The sequence below is a fragment of the Providencia sp. LY12 genome (assembly GCF_057621555.1).
On record NZ_CM172594.1, the window covers coordinates 389,728 to 407,345 of the forward strand.

At 41.9% G+C, this 17,618-nt stretch carries 16 protein-coding genes; 11 read left to right on the plus strand and 5 right to left on the minus strand.

What is annotated here, in order from left to right; translation table 11 throughout:
• Positions 1-24 precede the first annotated feature (24 nt).
• Positions 25-936 carry an N-acetylmuramic acid 6-phosphate etherase gene (gene murQ, locus ACY3ZI_RS01740; RefSeq protein WP_487375885.1) on the minus strand — a complete coding sequence of 304 codons (912 nt, stop codon included), beginning with the start codon at positions 934-936 and terminating at the stop codon, positions 25-27.
• A 250-nt stretch (positions 937-1,186) separates the two neighbouring features.
• Here murQ and ACY3ZI_RS01745 point away from each other — a divergent pair, with 250 nt between their 5' ends.
• From ACY3ZI_RS01745 to adiA, 3 genes are all read left to right on the plus strand, one after another.
• The gene (locus ACY3ZI_RS01745) at positions 1,187-2,047 is read left to right on the plus strand and encodes a MurR/RpiR family transcriptional regulator (RefSeq protein WP_211887241.1); all 861 of its coding nucleotides are present in this window, start codon (positions 1,187-1,189) and stop codon (positions 2,045-2,047) included.
• Positions 2,048-2,302: 255 nt separating this feature from the next.
• Positions 2,303-3,148, plus strand: coding sequence for a TauD/TfdA family dioxygenase (locus tag ACY3ZI_RS01750; RefSeq protein ID WP_211887242.1), 846 nt, complete (start codon positions 2,303-2,305; stop codon positions 3,146-3,148).
• 110 nt (positions 3,149-3,258) lie between these two features.
• Positions 3,259-5,526: an arginine decarboxylase gene (gene adiA, locus ACY3ZI_RS01755; RefSeq protein WP_487375886.1), complete on the plus strand. Its 2,268-nt coding sequence runs from the start codon at positions 3,259-3,261 to the stop codon at positions 5,524-5,526.
• 146 nt (positions 5,527-5,672) lie between these two features.
• Here adiA and ACY3ZI_RS01760 read toward each other — a convergent pair whose 3' ends face one another.
• The 3 genes from ACY3ZI_RS01760 to ACY3ZI_RS01770 all read right to left on the minus strand — a co-directional run bounded on the left by ACY3ZI_RS01760 (position 5,673) and on the right by ACY3ZI_RS01770 (position 9,954).
• Complete coding sequence (locus ACY3ZI_RS01760) at positions 5,673-6,392, minus strand: Lnb N-terminal periplasmic domain-containing protein (protein WP_487375887.1); 720 nt, start codon at positions 6,390-6,392, stop codon at positions 5,673-5,675.
• 7 nt (positions 6,393-6,399) lie between these two features.
• Positions 6,400-7,602 carry a peptidase gene (locus ACY3ZI_RS01765; RefSeq protein ID WP_211887244.1) on the minus strand — a complete coding sequence of 401 codons (1,203 nt, stop codon included), beginning with the start codon at positions 7,600-7,602 and terminating at the stop codon, positions 6,400-6,402.
• 417 nt (positions 7,603-8,019) lie between these two features.
• A complete protein-coding gene (locus ACY3ZI_RS01770; RefSeq protein WP_211887248.1) occupies positions 8,020-9,954 on the minus strand; it encodes an ABC transporter ATP-binding protein in 1,935 nt (644 codons plus the stop codon).
• 151 nt (positions 9,955-10,105) lie between these two features.
• Here ACY3ZI_RS01770 and kefG point away from each other — a divergent pair, with 151 nt between their 5' ends.
• From kefG to ACY3ZI_RS01795, 5 genes are all read left to right on the plus strand, one after another.
• Positions 10,106-10,666: a glutathione-regulated potassium-efflux system ancillary protein KefG gene (kefG, locus tag ACY3ZI_RS01775; RefSeq protein ID WP_181477889.1), complete on the plus strand. Its 561-nt coding sequence runs from the start codon at positions 10,106-10,108 to the stop codon at positions 10,664-10,666.
• On the plus strand, positions 10,659-12,467 hold the full coding sequence (gene kefB / locus ACY3ZI_RS01780) for a glutathione-regulated potassium-efflux system protein KefB (protein WP_036948714.1): 1,809 nt from the start codon (positions 10,659-10,661) through the stop codon (positions 12,465-12,467). Before kefG ends, kefB begins: the two co-directional genes overlap by 8 nt.
• Positions 12,468-12,476: 9 nt before the next feature.
• Complete coding sequence (locus tag ACY3ZI_RS01785) at positions 12,477-12,680, plus strand: YheV family putative zinc ribbon protein (RefSeq protein WP_036948717.1); 204 nt, start codon at positions 12,477-12,479, stop codon at positions 12,678-12,680.
• Between the two features lie 86 nt (positions 12,681-12,766).
• Entirely contained in the window at positions 12,767-13,366 is a 600-nt protein-coding gene (slyD, locus tag ACY3ZI_RS01790) for a peptidylprolyl isomerase (protein ID WP_211887250.1), read from the plus strand.
• Positions 13,367-13,617: 251 nt separating this feature from the next.
• Positions 13,618-14,955: an aryl-sulfate sulfotransferase gene (locus ACY3ZI_RS01795; protein ID WP_487375888.1), complete on the plus strand. Its 1,338-nt coding sequence runs from the start codon at positions 13,618-13,620 to the stop codon at positions 14,953-14,955.
• Between the two features lie 4 nt (positions 14,956-14,959).
• On the opposite strand, the gene ACY3ZI_RS01800 is transcribed toward ACY3ZI_RS01795, so the two are convergent.
• Positions 14,960-15,181, minus strand: coding sequence for a SlyX family protein (locus tag ACY3ZI_RS01800; protein WP_036948724.1), 222 nt, complete (start codon positions 15,179-15,181; stop codon positions 14,960-14,962).
• Between the two features lie 233 nt (positions 15,182-15,414).
• Between ACY3ZI_RS01800 and fkpA the strand changes: the two genes are divergently transcribed.
• The 3 genes from fkpA (at position 15,415) to tusD (ending at position 17,603) form a co-directional block, all read left to right on the plus strand.
• On the plus strand, positions 15,415-16,158 hold the full coding sequence (gene fkpA, locus ACY3ZI_RS01805) for an FKBP-type peptidyl-prolyl cis-trans isomerase (RefSeq protein WP_036948748.1): 744 nt from the start codon (positions 15,415-15,417) through the stop codon (positions 16,156-16,158).
• Positions 16,159-16,497: 339 nt separating this feature from the next.
• Positions 16,498-17,202 carry a helix-turn-helix transcriptional regulator gene (locus ACY3ZI_RS01810; RefSeq protein ID WP_036948726.1) on the plus strand — a complete coding sequence of 235 codons (705 nt, stop codon included), beginning with the start codon at positions 16,498-16,500 and terminating at the stop codon, positions 17,200-17,202.
• Positions 17,199-17,603 (plus strand): sulfurtransferase complex subunit TusD, encoded by a 405-nt coding sequence (gene tusD, locus ACY3ZI_RS01815; protein WP_487375889.1) that lies wholly within the window; start codon positions 17,199-17,201, stop codon positions 17,601-17,603. Before ACY3ZI_RS01810 ends, tusD begins: the two co-directional genes overlap by 4 nt.
• Positions 17,604-17,618: the final 15 nt, after the last annotated feature.

The following is a 17,618-nucleotide window of genomic DNA, read 5'->3' on the forward strand; positions in this document are numbered from 1 at the left end:
GTTTCTCTCATAGAGATCCGCTGATTAGACGGATTTTGCGATGTTGAGGGCAGTGCGAATAAAGCCATGATTTTTAGCGAGTAATTGACGAGCTTCATCGGCATTTAAGCCAGATAAAATCATCAAAATCGCGGTCTTACAGTGTCTATCACATTGTTGTAATGCAGATTCTGCGCTTTGGCGGTCACATTCGGTTGCTTCCATCACAATTTTAGTCTGACGCTCAATGAGCTTGGCGTTAGTCGCCTCCACATCTACCATTAAATTGCCAAAGACTTTACCGATGCGGATCATCGCCCCTGTGGTGATCATATTTAAAATCAGTTTTTGTGCGGTTCCCGCTTTCATGCGCGAAGAGCCGGTGATAACTTCAGCACCCACAATCGGGGTGATGGCAATGTCAGCGGCTTGGGAGACAGGGCTATCAGGGTTACAGCTAATCGAGGCAACGGTTGCACCTAAGGAGCGTGCATATTTCATGGCACCCAGAACATAAGGCGTGCGACCACTAGCGGCGATGCCAACTAGAATATCTTTTTGATTAAAATCGATATTCTTTAAGTCTTGCTCTCCTAACTCGGGTTTATCTTCCGCATTTTCAACTGCACGGAAGATGGCTTGGTGACCACCAGCAATCAGCCCAATAACTTGTTCATGAGGGGTTCCATAGGTCGGTGGACACTCACTGGCATCGAGGATCCCTAAACGTCCCGAAGTACCTGCACCGGAATAAATCAGACGACCACCTTGCTGGAAAGCTGCCGCAACTTTATCGACCAATTCTGCAATTTGCGGTAAGGTTTTTTCGACAGCCAAAGGGACTTTTTTATCTTCATTGTTGATTACTTGAAGCATTTCAATGGTAGATAATTGGTCAATGTGGGTACTGGCTTCGTTACGGCTTTCCGTGACCATCTTGCTTAAATCAATCGACATAGTAATAACTCCTTAAACGTATCATGGGGGTATGCTATGGAATTATTTATTCCTTTGATGTGATGGTTATCACGGTGCTATCTATTCTCTCTTGCCAATATAAGCGAATAAATTTGGTCGCTTATTGCTCGATAAAATAATATTTATTTGAATTTAAATGATTAAATGACAAGCATTGAGTTTTTATTGAAGGAATAATTTATTTGTAAATTTATTCTGTTGATGAGGTTTTACCTTTTTGAGGGCTACTATGACACTACTCGATACCATCACGTACCTCTTGCCGCGATTAGCGGAAAATCAACGCAAAATTGCACAATTTATCTTAGAAAGTCCGGAAAATGTGCTGAAACTGTCGTCTTCGCAGTTAGCGGAGCAGTTGGGGATCAGTCAATCCGCTATTGTGAAGTTTAGTCAAAAATTAGGTGTAAAGGGGTATCCCGCGCTGAAATTGGCGTTGAGTGAAATCATTGGCCGCCAACAGCAAGAGTTGGGGGAGCCTCACAGTGCGTTGCATAACCGTATTACTCAAACGGATAGCTTGATGGTGGTCGCGCAGAAGCTGGCATTAGAGAAAAATTATTCCATCACAGAAACAACGAAACGCCTTGATTTTAAACAGTTTGAAAAAATTATTGAACGTATAGACAGTGCGCAACGTGTGCAGATTGTTGGGATTGGTGGCTCTGGGCTCACTGCGAAAGATTTAAGCTATAAACTTCAGAAAATCGGTATTACCACTCTCGTGGAGCCGGATCATCACGTTCAAATTGCTGCCGCCTTAACCTTGACGCCGAAAGATGTGCAAATTGTTATTTCCTTCTCTGGAAAGCGTAAAGATATGCTCACTGCCGCGAATATTGGGCATCAAAATGGTGCTTGTGTTATCGCTATCACGCGCTCCAAAGATTCACCCCTCGCTCAAATGTCAGACTATATGTTGGAAAGTGTGGCGGAAGAGAACGAATGGCGCAGCTCATCAATTTCGTCAAGAACGGCACAAAATACCCTGACCGATTTGCTGTTTATGGCGTTGTTACAAAAACGGGAAGATAAAGCGAAAGCATTGGTGATGAATGCCAAAGTGATGATTAATAAGTTGGACGACTAATACTGTTCACAAGTAATAGCTGGCATGAATGCTAATGTATTAATTAAAAAATAAGCGTAATAACAGAATAGCTCTATTAAATTCGTAAAATGGATATTTTGGTAAAATGATCAAAACTGAATAATGTGCAAATTAATAATTAAAATATACATTATTTGTTAATATTCAATTGAATATTATTATTGTCTTAACATGTGTGTTAGGTAAGGATATTCCTCTATTGAATTATTTTAATACCAACTGTGAGGAATCATCATGAACGTGACGAGTCAATGGCAGCCCTTAATGTCAACGGGGTTTGGCGCAAAAATGTTGGCCAATGATTTTATGCAATCAAACACCAATGACATTAAAAATCTTTTAATGCGACAAGGTTTTTTAGTGATTAAGCGGATGAGTTTTAACGCGCTTGCGTTTCGAGATATGTATACGAAATTCGGTACAGTCGTTGAGCGGGTGGAAAAACATACAGATACGGAACCTGAATGCCAAGATGTAATGCAGCTGGATGGTAAAAACGACCGGTTATTAACGGGTCGTACTCAGTTGCCACTTCATGCAGATGGCGGGGTATTATTATCACCTGTTGACCAAATCTTTTTGTATGCGAACGAAATCGAAAATATGAAATTTAGCGGAGCAACACTCATTTGTGATCAAGTGTTGGCATTGAGAGAAGCTCCTGCCCATTTAGTCAAAGTACTTAAAAATGAGACTTTCCAAGTTAGAGCGTTGGATAGAGGCTGCAATATTGATATTTCAATTGATGGCTGGTTCGATGTCGAACAGGAAGGGTGGTGTAATTATCCTGTTTTCACGGACTTAGGTTGGGTTGAACAGATGTTGATCTACTTTCCTTTTGATGAGGATCAACAAGCCAACTGGGAATCTCGTATTGTGGGCTTTTCCAAGGCAGAAACGAAGAAATTCTTTAATGAGTTATCTGCGTTTATCAAGCAGCCTCGTTATGCTTATAAACATTACTGGGAAAAAGGGGATTTGTTGATCATCGATAACCGGCGAGTGCTTCATGAGCGAGAGGCATTTGAGGATGCTAAGATTATTCGCCATCTTTATCGTGGGCAAACCACGGACGCCTAATTATCTGAATAAATAATACATTTATTGGCTCTCAGTTTTGCAATAATACCTAATCTGAGTTAAGAATAGAGTAATGATTTAATTATTTGCTATTTGAAAGGGTATTATAAATGAGAGCTCTCATTGTTTATACTGAGTTAACTGATGAAGATTCAGTGATCAGCCACGCAGTTGCTCGACTTGCGAGTGAATTGAACGATGAACATGTGGAGACCGTGATTATTCGTGATTTTGAAGACGGTCTCGCTTATATTCGCTCCAATACCAGCATTGACTGCTTACTTTACGGTCGAGATATGTCCGATAAGGAAGAACAGGCTCAAGCCCACCGGCTGATCACCCAACTACATCGTCGCCAAGAAGATGTACCTGTCTTTCTATTAAGTGATCGTGAAGAAGCCTTAGTGGCATTTGATAGAAAAATGATGGAGCAAGTGGATGAGTTTGCGTGGATTTTAGAGGACTCCGCGGACTTTATTGCCGGACGTGTTCTTGCTGCTATTATCCGTTACCGTGCTCAATTGCTTCCACCATTAATGAAAAGTTTGATCAAATACAGTGATGTACACGAACACTCATGGGCAGCGCCAGGGCACCAAGGCGGAGTGGGTTTTACTAAAACGCCAGCGGGGCGTATTTATCACGATTTTTTTGGCGAAAATTTATTCCGTACAGATATCGGCATTGAGCGAGTTGCCGTTGGTTCGTTGCTCGACCACACTGGGGCATTTGGCGAGTGCGAGAAAAACGCAGCACGGATTTTTGGTGCTGATCAATCCTATTCCGTTGTAGTGGGGACTTCAGGCTCGAACCGCACCATTATGCAAGCTTGTATGACGGACGACGATGTGGTGGTCATTGACCGAAACTGCCATAAATCCATCGAACAAGGTTTAATTTTAACGGGTGCAAAACCCGTTTATATGGTCCCGAGTCGTAACCGTTATGGAATTATTGGGCCGATCTACCCCGCAGAAATGTCTCCTGAAGCTATTCAGAAAAAGATTGCTGATAATCCATTTACTGCCGATAAAATCGGTAAAAAGCCGGCGTATAGCGTGGTAACAAACTGCACTTATGACGGTGTTTGCTACAACGCGCGCAAAGTGCAAAATTTATTGGATAAATCTCTCGATAGAATTCATTTCGATGAGGCATGGTATGGCTACGCGCGATTCAATCCGATTTATCGTGACCATTTTGCGATGCGTGATGAAGAGCGCAAAGAGGATGACCCTACCATTTTCGCTACTCACTCAACGCATAAATTATTGAATGCGCTGTCGCAAGCTTCGTTCATTCATGTTCGTAATGGACGTAATGCCATTGATTTTAATCGCTTTAATCAAGCCTATCACATGCATGCAACCACATCGCCGCTGTATGCCATTTGCGCATCGAACGATATTGCAGCAGATATGATGGATGGCAATAGTGGGCGCTCATTAACCGATGAAGTGATCCGCGAAGCCATCGACTTTCGTCAATCACTCGGCTATCTGTACAAAGAGTTCCAAAATGATGGCGAATGGTTTTTCAAACCGTGGAATCAGGAAACGGTGAAGGATCCTGCAACTGGCGAGCGCTACGATTTTGAGTTTGCTCCTGTTGAATTGCTGATGAAAGAGCAAAGCTGCTGGGTAATGAACCCTGAAGATACGTGGCATGGTTTCAAAAATATACCCGCAGATTGGGCGATGTTAGACCCTATCAAAGTGAGTATTTTGGCCCCAGGGATGGGGGACGATGGCAAGCTGCTTGATTCTGGAGTTCCTGCGGCGCTCGTGACCGCATGGCTAAATCATTATGGTATTGTGCCGACCCGTACTACCGATTTCCAAATTATGTTCCTGTTTTCTATGGGGATCACTAAAGGAAAATGGGGTACTTTGGTCAATGCATTGCTCTCCTTTAAACGCCACTATGATGCCAACACGCAACTGAAAAAAGTGTTACCTGAAGTGGTGGAGGTAGCACCTGAAATTTATGGTGAGATGGGGCTGCGGGACTTGGGGGATAAGATGTTTGCTTACTTGCAGCGTAATAATCCGGGAAGCCAGCTGAATCAAGCCTATTCAGAGTTACCCAATGTCATGATGAGCCCGCGTGATGCCTATCAACAGATTGTTGCGAATCGCGTTGAAGCTGTGCCGTTAGATAAGCTGGCTGGGCGTATTGCAGCGAACTCGATTATTCCTTACCCACCGGGGATCCCAATGTTGTTATCCGGCGAAAGCTTTGGAGAAACCAACAGCCCACATATTGGCTATTTGCGTAGTTTACAAGCGTGGGATAGTGAGTTCCCTGGTTTTGAACATGAAACGGAAGGTACTGAAAAAATTGATGGCGAATACCATGTGATGTGCGTGAAGGTGTGAAACGACACCCTATAACAATTGCATGAAATGCGTCTAATATTTTTTATTCTTGTACTGCCTAGCCAAATGGATTTAGCCTGTTTTTGCCATACATTTAAAAGCTGCCTTCGCTATTTTTTATAGCGTTTGGCAGGTTTTTTTCATTATTATCGGCGTATTATTTGAGAAAATTGGTTATCGACCAATTGGATTAATGGGATTTGTTGTTTGTTAAAATAATCTTTATCTTCAATAAAGCCTAATTGATGGCAATATTGTGAAGCGTAGCCACTGACTAACAGTTTCCAGTTAAATTTAAAATCAGGGTAGGTTTTTTTGGCGATTTTATAAATGCTGGTTGTGCAGTTATTCCACATGGAATGGTATTTTTCGTTGGTCTCTTTGAGCTGATTAAGTTTGCTCATATAATTGAGAAACAGTTCTGTAATAAGTGGCTTATCTAAATTTAAGGGATAAATATAGACTTGCTCATTGCGTAAATTAACGCGAGTACCAATTAAATCCTGCTCATCAGCAACTACATAGATAATATCGTAGTTATAGCAAAATCCCTTCCAAACTGAAAATTGTTGATGTGCTTTTCGCCTTGTCTCGATAGAAAAAGAGACATAATCCCCATTGGAAAAACCGAAGCTCAGAAAAACATGGGCGATCATTTTGCCAGACCAGTGGGATTGTACTAAATCTACACTTTGCAAGTTAGACAGATTGTAATGCTTAGTATCCCAAATGTATTCATTCTTGTCGGCAAATTGAAAAGAGCGGAAATTATGGATGGAGATGTCTGAAGTTTCGTCATTAAAATCCATATGGGATTTATAGCGATACTCCGTTCTCCACTCATTTTGAGGTAATAGATTGCTCATCTGCACGCTACATTTTTAATAAAACGGACATGGCGCGGGAATAATCTAAAACAATGCCCGGTGTCCACGTCATAATACTTGCATGTTTTCTGAGTTGGGACATAACCCAAAGCTCAGGGCTAAAGAGCAATTTAAGCAGTAGCATGAAACCGCCTTTTTTCTCAGTAAAATATCCCTCGGTACTTTTTATCAGCGCCAAAGAAACGACGGTTGAACAATTACGACTAGTTAAATTGTAGGTCGTGTCTTTACTGTATTCTTGCCAGAATGCGTCTAGCTTTTCTTTGCTGATCCCTTCAATGGTTAATTTGAAGTTGGATGGCGGTGCAATTTTCATTTCATCAAGATAACTGATTTGAAAAACGCCTGTGTCATTGTTTTCTTCGGTGGATTTTAATATCTGCAAGAATTGCGCGGTATCGCGGTCGATATCTTTTTCTGGATAGTGGCTGATATAAATTTCATCCAGTTCAAAAGCAACATGCCCTGTACTAATCACGCCCAATGAATTACGGGAAACAATATAGCGTTGGATAATTTTAAAAAATAGTGGCAGTTGCCCAGTCGTTGTCCATACATGTAATGTGCCGCGCTCTCTGTTTGAATCGTCATTATTGCGCGTAAATACCATCTGATTAGCATTGGAAATTTGGCTGCTCACAACAAAGTAGTAAACAAAGAATGAGTCGAGGGAAAAGATCATAATCAGTGTGCCGACATCCCAATAAACTTGGCGAGAGGAATAGTCAAAAGACCAAGGAATGAAATTCCATAAACCTAATGAAAATTCAATAATGGAGACAGTGAACATCAACTTCCAGCGTTCAAATTTTAAAACCACGCTATTGGACATTTTCCAGATAGCACTGACCATGAGATATAAGCCAGTAATAAACCCAGAGAGAACGGTTTCCCACGCATGTATTTTAGAAAACAAGACAATGTAAACCATAAACAGTAGCACTAATCCGCGGCTGATCCGCAGTCCTCGGGTGGCACCTTGGCAATACATCGCGCAGACAAACGAGCGAATGGCTTCCAATAAAATTGGAATACAGAGGAAAATCATAAACTCATGGGGATCAGCAAAAAAAGGTAATAGAAAAAAGCAGGCGCCAATTAGCACACCAAATAATGTGAGTGCCAGAATAAACCAGAAATATTTTTTCGCTGTGTCTCTGCCATAGAGCATCGTAATGATATAAATCATGCTGCACCAACCATAGAATCTTGATAAGTGCTAATGCCTTATCTTTATAGGTTTTTATTTTTAATTTGTAGGATTGGCTTCATTATAATGGGGATATTTAAGCGACAAAATAGATGGCAATTCGTGCGTTTTGTGGTGATTTTAATCCATTGAAGAATAAGTATTATTTCTAGTGTTACACTTTGATTGTATGGCTGTAACTGCTTTAAGTTAACGATATGTTAATATTTAATTCTATTAATAATACGCCAACGCTTCGGATTATGTTTTAAAGAAACCTTAAATAAGATTTTTATGTGTAATTAAATTTTCAAATGCAAGAAATCCAATTATGATTATCTTTTTTGGTTGTTTATTGAAATAACCCCTTATTAATTTAATTTTAATAAAGGGTTATTATTGAAAGACTATTACGAATTAACCCGCTTCAAACTCATTGGTCATAGTTTCTAACTGCTCTTGCAGATCCATCCATTCCATTTCAACGTCTTCAAGGGCTGATTTATGCTCAGTCTGCTTTTTCAAACAGTCAGTTAGCTCCGCTTTTTTATCTTGCTCATAAATGGCAGCATCGGATAACTTCGCCTCTAAATCAGCTAATGATGCAGAGTGTTTTTCCATTTTCTTTTCCAGCTCCGTGATTTTTTTACGGATAGGCTGGGTCAGCTGACGGAATTCGGCTTCACGGCGTTTTTGGTCTTTTCTATCTTGCGCCGTCACGGTTGATGTGCTGGCTGGTTTTTCTTTATCAAGCAGATCACGAGCTTGCTGTAGCTCCATTTTGTTCTGCTCGGCTAACCATTGTTGGTAATCCTCAAGATCGCCATCAAATTGCTCGACTTTTCCGCCATGAACCAGATACAGCTCATCGGTGGTCGTGCGCAGTAAGTGCCTATCATGGGAAACCACAACCAATGCGCCTTCGAAAGCCATTAACGCTTCGGTCAGTGCTTGGCGCATATCCAAATCTAAGTGGTTGGTTGGCTCATCGAGTAACAGTAAGTTAGGGCGCTGCCAGACAATTAGAGCTAATACTAAGCGGGCTTTTTCTCCACCGGAGAAACGTCCGCTAGGATCCGTCACTTGGTCACCTTTAAAACCAAAGCCGCCAAGGTAATCACGTAATTGCTGCTCGGTTTGCTCTGGCGCAAGGCGAGCAAGATGCTGTAATGGGGACTCATCCGCATGCAAATATTCTAATTGATGCTGGGCGAAATACCCCAGTTTGATCCCTTTAGCGAGTGAGATTTCACCGTGTAATGGAGCTAAATCACCTGCTAGCATTTTGATTAGTGTGGATTTACCGGCACCGTTACGGCCGAGTAACCCAATGCGAGAACCCGGAACTAAATTTAATTTGATGGATTCTAACACCACTTTTTCGCCGTAACCTGCGCTGACTTTTTCCATTTTTAATAATGGATTCGGCAGGCTTTCCGGTTGACGGAATGAGAAATGGAATGGGTTATCCACATGGGCAGGGGCGACCATCTCCATGCGTTCGAGCATTTTAATTCGGCTTTGTGCCTGTTTAGCTTTGGTGGCTTGCACTCTAAAGCGGTCAATATAGCTTTGTAAGTGGGCGGCTTTAGCTTGTTGGCTTTCATACAAGGCTTGTTGCTGCGCCAGTTTAGTGGCTCGTTGGCGTTCGAATGAAGAGTAGTTGCCTGTGTATTCGAACATAGTTTCTTGCTCGATATGCAGCACTTTGTCGATGATTGGGTCGAGGAAGTCCCTATCATGGGAAATCAAAATTAAGGTGCCAGAATAGCTCTTAAGCCATTTTTCCAGCCAAATCACCGCATCTAAATCTAAGTGGTTCGTCGGTTCATCGAGAAGTAATAAATCGGAGCGGCATAGTAGGGCTTGCGCAAGGTTCAGGCGCATACGCCACCCACCGGAGAATGATTTTACCGGAGACTGTAGCTGTGCTTGGCTAAAGCCAAGACCATGTAGCAAACTCGCTGCTCGGGACTGAATTGTCCACGCATCAATAGCATCTAATTGCCCATGAATGACGGCAATAGCGTGGCCATCATTTTTCTCGTTCGCTTGTTGGAGCTTATGTTCTAAGGCGCGAAACTCGCGATCGCCGTCAATCACATACTCAATACAAGGTACATCAAGGGCTGGGGTTTCTTGGTTCACCCATGCCATAGACCAATTGCTTGGAAAGGTTGCTGATCCTGCTTCCGCTTGCAATTCACCCTTTAACAGTGCCAGCAGTGTGGATTTTCCGCAGCCGTTTTTACCCACTAATCCGACTTTTTGCCCCGGATTGATAGTCGCAGTTGCATTGTCCAGCAGAACACGTACACCTCGGCGAATTTGTAATGAAGAGAAAACAATCATAGAAACCGTCTATTGAAAATATGTTAAATTATTGAGTTAGATATATTCGAATAATAAAGTTATTACTGAAATATATTAAGCTTAAAGTACATTTAGCAGGCTGCATGGTAACGGAAAATTATCCGCCTGACACGCCTTTGAGGAGGGAAAGATGTCAAATACGCCAAAAGTGCTCGTGGTCTATGCTCACCCAGACCCCCATGAATCTGTTGCTAATCGCCTGTTGTTAAATGCAGTACGCGATTTTGACAATGTCACTATCCACGATTTATACGCAACATATCCCGATTATTTTATTGATGTCACCGCAGAACAAAAGCTGCTTTGCCAGCATGATGTCATCGTGTTTCAGCACCCGCTGTATACTTATAGTTGTCCCGCGCTATTAAAAGAGTGGTTTGACCAAGTTCTGACTCGCCGATTTGCCACAGACCAAGGATACCAAAAACTGAAAGGCAAATATTGGCGTTCGATTATTACCACTGGAGAGCCAGAAGAAGCTTACCAATATGGTGGCTATAATCGTTATCCATTATCTGAAATCCTTCGTCCATTTGAGTTGACCTCATTGATGTGTGATATGCACTGGATGGAGCCGAACATTATCTATTCTGCCCGTCGGCAGAGCCCACAACAGTTACAGCAAATGGTTGAAGAGTATAAGCAATGGATGAGACAACCCCTCAATACGGGAGACATTTCAAATGGATGAATTAAATCTATTTGAATCGGTGATCATATTTTTATGCGCCGGTGTGGTGATGGTGCCGATTGCCCAAAAAATCCGTTTGGGTGCAGTGTTAGGTTATTTACTGGCAGGGATTGCGATTGGTCCATTTGTATTGGGCTTTATTCGCAATGTGGATGACATTCTGCATTTCTCGGAGCTGGGTGTTGTCTTCTTAATGTTTTTGATTGGGTTGGAACTGAAGCCCTCGAAATTGTGGGAGTTGCGTCGGTCGATTTTTGGTGTCGGCACCATTCAAGTGGTTGTGACCGCAGCTTTGATGGCAGGTATCCTGATCCTTGCTCAGTTTTCTTGGCAGGCAGCAGTGGTTGGTGGGCTGGGAATGGCGATGTCCTCCACGGCAATGGCTCTGCAATTAATGAATGAAAAAGGGATGTCCAACCAAGAAAGTGGGCAGCTTGGCTTTTCTGTTCTACTGTTCCAAGATATGGCTGTGATCCCGATTATGGCGCTGATTCCGCTGTTGGCAGGTGATACGGGAAGCAGTGATTGGTACAAAATTGGATTGAAAGTGGTGGCGTTTGCAGGGTTATGGATTGTCGGACGTTATTTACTACGTCCATTATTTAGGCTTGCAGCGAAATCGGGCGTGCATGAAATTTTTACCGCAGCGGCGTTGTTAGTCGTACTGGGTTCCGCATTGATAATGGAAAGCCTTGGCTTTTCAATGGCCTTGGGGACGTTTATGGCGGGGGTGATGCTCGCTGAGACGGAATTTCGTCATGAACTTGAAATCAATATCGAGCCGTTTAAAGGTTTGCTGCTGGGGCTGTTTTTCATTTCCGTCGGTATGTCATTAAATTTACAAGTATTGTGGGCTTATCTCCCTCAAGTTTTATTGGCAGTTTTGGTGCTGGTCGCTGTGAAAGCGCTTGTCTTATATGTGCTGGGATTTGTGGCACGTTTACGTACAGGCGCCCGAGCGCAATTCTCAGGGGTGCTTAGCCAAGGTGGTGAGTTCGCCTTTGTGATTTATGCCACGGCATTCGGAGCTAGCGTGATTGATGAAAGGCAAATGGATTTATTGTTGGTGGTGGTGACGCTATCGATGATGACAACGCCACTTGTGATGCAGCTGATAGATGCGTATCTCAACCGCCGTTATAATCAACAACCAACTTCTACCGAAAAACCGTTTGTGGAAGATACCAATCCTCATGTGATTTTAGTGGGATTTGGACGAATGGGGCAGGTGGTTGGTCGTCTATTGATGGCGAACAAAGTGAATATTACGGTGCTTGAACAAGATGTTACCGCGATTAGTACCATGCGCCGCTACGGTTACACCGTTTATTATGGGGATGCGCGAGAACTACAACTTCTACGCTCAGCGGGAGCGGATAAAGCCAAAGCCATTGTGATTACCAGCAACGTTCCTGAAGAGGTGATGGAAATTGTGCGTATTTGCCAAGAAAACTTCCCGAACTTGCATATTATTGCCCGTGCAAAAGGGCGTTTAGAGGCTCACGAATTACTGCACAGCGGCGTGACGGACTTTAGCCGTGAAACCTTCTCAAGCGCGTTAGAAATGGGAAGTAAGGCACTGATTAGTACAGGTATGCATCCTCATAAAGCTTATCGTGCAAAACAGCATTTTCGCCGGCTTGATATGCGTATGTTAAGGGATATCATTCCTGAAAATGAGAATAGCGATAGCGGGCAAATTTCGCGTATTAAAGAGGCGCGGCGTGAACTCAACGAACTTTTCGAAAAAGAGATGCAAAGAGAAAATCGCCAACCGCACAGCTGGAATAATGAACAGTAAGGTAGAAAAATGGCAGCAACACGTAAGCGTTTTATTGCTGGGGCAACCTGCCCTAAATGCAAGTCTCAAGACACCTTAATGATGTGGCGAGAAGATAAAATTGATGTGGTTGAATGTGTCAATTGCGGGGATCAACAACGTCAAGCTGAAGGCGATGCGACTGAGCATGTGAGAAAGCAAGAACAAGTTATTGGAATTTTTACCCCAGAATAAGAGAATTTTGTCAATTCTCAATACAGCACAATTGTTTTCCGGTACAATTGGCAAAAATTTTTCCCTTACGGGTCGTAGGAGATGTCATGAAAGTAGCAAAAGACTTGGTTGTAAGCTTAGCTTACCAAGTAAGAACAGAAGACGGTGTTTTAGTTGATGAGTCCCCGGCAAATGCGCCAATGGACTATCTGCATGGCCGTGGCTCTTTAATTTCTGGTCTGGAAAAAGCATTAGAAGGTCGTGAAGTTGGCGAACATTTCGATGTTGAAGTCGCTTCAGACGATGCATATGGTCAATATGATGACAACTTAGTTCAACGCGTACCGAAAGATGTATTCATGGGCGTTGATGAGCTGGAAGTGGGTATGCGTTTCTTAGCGGATACTGACATGGGTCCAGTTCCAGTTGAAATCACTGGCATCGAAGGCGATGAAGTTATCGTTGACGGTAACCATATGTTAGCAGGTCAAAACCTGAAATTTAATGTTGAAGTCATGGCTATCCGTGAAGCAACTGAAGAAGAAATCGCTCATGGCCACGTCCATGGTGCTGATGGTCACGACCACGACCATGACCACGAAGGTGGTTGCTGTGGCGGTGGCGGTCATAGCCACGGTTCAGAAGGCGGTTGCTGTGGTGGTGGCGAAGGTCACGGTCACAAGCATGGCGGTTGTGGTTGCCACTAATCTCTAAAAGAGAGATTCAATAAAAAACGAACTCGTTTTTTATTTCGAAAGTAGGCTCAACATTTTTTATGTTGGGCTTTTTTTTGCTCAAAATTCAGTCTCAAGCATTCCCCGTCATTAAATTTAGTAATTACTGAAATTTATTATAAATCAATTGGTTATTTTTCTATCTTATAATTCCCATGATGTTTATCGAGATTAATTTCTTTGTTTATCTCGCGCCATAGTCTCAATCATCTAGGAAAATTATTATGGGAACTCCCTCTATTTACCCTACAAAAACAACAATTTATAGACCAGATAAAGCATGGAATGGTTATACATTATTCTCAGCGGCGAATAAGGGCGCTGTGCTTATTGATATGAATGGCAATGAAGTTCATGTTTGGCAGGACAGTGATGGCGTGCCTTGCAAAATGTTACCTCAAGGCAATCTGCTGAGTTATGAAAAGCCAAAAGAGGGTAATAAATATCGCGAATATACCCGGCTGGTTCAGCGGGATTGGGATAATAACGAAGTTTGGTCTTTCGATCGTGTAGAGTCATTGACAGATGATGTCGGAAAACAATATTGGTCTGCAAGGGCGCATCATGATTTTCAACGAGAAGGAAATCCCGTCGGGTATTATACGCCTGACTTGATATCCCCTGTTCATAATGGAAAAACATTATTACTTTGCCATCGAAATATTCAAAATCCTCAAATATCAGATAAGCCATTACTGGATGACGTCTTTGTTGAGATTGATTGGCAGGGAAATATTGTATGGACATGGGCGTTCAGTGATTACTTTTCGGAACTCGGTTTTTCTGAAACTGCTAAAAATGTCTTTTATCGTAATCCTAATCTCATCGTTGGTGATGTAGGGGATTATTTACATATCAATAGCCTATCTTGGCTTGGTCCCAACAAACACTATGATAATGGCAATGCTGATTTTCATCCTGAGAATATAATATGGAGCTCTCGGGAAGCGAATATTATTGGAATTACCAGCCGTGAAACAAGAAAGATTGTATGGCAAATTGGGCCTGATTATACCCATGATAATGTTAAACATTTAGGGGGGGTTATTGGTCAACATCATGCCCATCTTATTCCTCAAGGGTTACCGGGGGCGGGGAATATTTTACTGTTTGATAATGGCTGGCAAGCAGGCTATGGGCAAGCAACGCCAACCTCGCTTTATGGATTAAAAAATGCGGGTCGTGACTATTCTCGAGTCTTGGAGATAGACCCGATCAGTTTAGATATTGTTTGGCAGCATTCTGCAAATGAGCAGGGATTTAAAATGCCGACGAATCGTTTTCGATTTTATAGTCCGCATGTTAGCAGTGCGCAACGATTACTTAATGGTAATACTCTGATTACAGAGGGCGCGGATGGACGAATTATTGAAGTTACCAAGGAAAATAAAATTGTTTGGGAATATATTTCCCCTTATACCGACGAGCAATACGCATGGAATAACATGATTTATCGGGCTTATCGAGTTCCCTATGAATGGGTTCCTCAATTGAATAAGCCCGAAGAAGTGGCATTGCCTGATATTGATATCTCCCAATTTCATATCAAGGCGAATAGCTGAGAGATTAATAATGTGGAGGGGGAGTCTCTTCTTCAGGGCGGGCAAGGTGAGATGATTGCGAAGCTTTCAACCTCTCCGCAACGATGCGCAAATGTTCTTGCATTTTTGACAGCTGCATTTGTTGTTCTGTAATCACTTGGTTAAGCTGCTCAATGGTCAATTCTTGGAAAGCAACTTTGCTTTCTAAAAGTTCTAAACGCTGTTCAAAATTGTCTGATGAATCCATTTTAGACTCTCCTTATGGGTTCTCACCATGAAAAAAACATCATAATAACCGAACATTACAAATCAACAGATAAGTTTTATTTAAAGGTGTAGGCGTTGAAACCTCTTTTTGTTAATGTGGTCTAAGATATTCTTATATTTTTTGTGTTAACTGACAGCTTGTTTTTTAAGATAAGGAACAGCTATCAATAAAAATGAGCCGTATGGCTCGAATAATAGCTATCGGAGATTAGGATGAAATCACTGTTTAAGGCAAGTCTATTAGCAACAACATTAGCATTCGCTTTTACTGCCCCACAAGTTATGGCAGAAGAAGCAAAAACACAAGCGAGCGCTTTCAAAAATGCTGAAGAGCGTAACGCATACGCATTAGGTGCCTCTTTAGGCCGCTATATGCAGAATTCTTTAGAAGAGCAAAAATCGATCGGTATTAATCTGGACAAAGCTCAATTACTGGCTGGTGTTCAAGATGCATTCAACGGCAAAAGCAAAATGACTGATGCTCAAGTTGAAGAAACATTACGTCAATTCGAAGGACAAGTGAAAAAAGCAGCTGAAGATAAAATCAAAGCTGAATCAGTAGCTAACGTGAAGAAAGGTGACGAATATCGCGAGAAATTTGCAAAAGAAAAGGGCGTAGTGAAAACTAAGTCTGGCCTACTGTACAAAATTGAGAAAGATGGCACTGGCGCAAAACCTAAAGAAGACGAAACCGTTGTTGTTCACTATAAAGGCTCTTTAGTCGATGGCACAGAATTCGATAGCTCTTATTCTCGTAACGAGCCACTGACTATTCCATTAAACTCAGTGATCAAAGGCTGGACTGAAGGTTTATCTAACCTGAAGAAAGGTGGCAAGATGACATTAGTTATCCCACCAGAATTAGCTTACGGTGAAAATGGCGTTCCAGGTATCCCTGCAAACTCAACGCTTGTCTTCGATGTTGAGTTATTAGACATCAAACCTGCTGCAAAATAAGATTTCACATCGTTAAAAATAAAAAAGCTCAGATTCGTTCTGGGCTTTTTTCATTGAGTTACGCAATCCAATGCTAAAAAAGCAGAGTTGTGTCATTCTCGATTAAAAATTTGCATTTAAAAATCTTATATTCTTCAAAACTTGTGATAAAACATACTCTCTTGCATTCATTCGCTTGACGGCAACGCCTCGGAGTTTTAACTTCAATAGATTCGTTTTTATTTTTAATCATCACATCCGTTGACTATGTACGATAAAATGAAGGCAAATGAGTCGAATAATGAATGCCTCATTGGTTGACGTGATGAATTTTATACACTTTAGAAGGATGACGTTGAAATGTCTGATGCATTACAATCCCAAGACCTCAGTGATATTAATATTCTTGATAACCAGCCGTTTACTGAGACTGACCACGAAATTTTAAAATCATATGAAGCTGCGGTTGACGGGCTCGCTATGCTAATTGGTGAGCATTGTGAAATTGTTCTTCACTCTTTAGAAGACCTCAAATGTTCAGCAGTGAGAATAGCGAATGGTCAGCATACAGGGCGTAAGATTGGCTCCCCTATCACTGACTTAGCATTAAGAATGCTTCATGATATGGCGGATGCGGAATCCAATGTCTCTAAAGCCTATTTTACGAAAGCAAAAAGCGGCGACTTAATGAAGTCGGTGACGATTGCGATTCGTAACCGTAAGCAACGTGTTATCGGCTTACTGTGTATCAACATGAACTTAGATGTGCCATTCTCTGAAATCATTAAGTCTTTTGTGCCGGAAGAAAAGCAAGAAGTGACTTCAGATGTCAACTTTGCATCTTCAGTCGATGATTTAGTTGCGCAAACATTAGAATACACCATTGAAGAAGTTAGCAATGACCGTAATGTTTCTAATAATGCGAAAAATAAACAAGTGGTTCTGAACTTGTACGAAAAAGGAATCTTTGATATCAAAGATGCTATCAACCAAGTGGCTGACCGCCTGAATATTTCCAAGCACACCGTCTATTTATATATCCGCCAATTTAAGAGTGGTGAATGAGTAACACAACCCCGCTAACCTATTGTTTGTTAGTGACAGGCCCTGCATACGGCACTTCACAATCAGCAAGTGCCTATCAATTTGCCAAGGCCCTTCTTAAAGAAGGGCATTTATTGAAGACGGTATTTTTCTATCAAGATGGCGTTCTTAATGGCAATGCTTTAACTTCCCCTGCAAATGATGAATTTGACCTGGTCAAAGCATGGCGCCAGCTAGCACAAGAGTCTGGTTGTGAAATGAATATCTGTGTTGCAGCAGGGTTACGTCGTGGTATTACAGATGAAGAACAAGCTAAAGCGCTATCGCTATCTGCTTATAATTTATCTGAAAGTTTCACTATGAGCGGTTTAGGCAGTCTGGCAGAATCCATGTTAACCACTGACCGCACCATCCAGTTTTAAACCTGAACATCATGA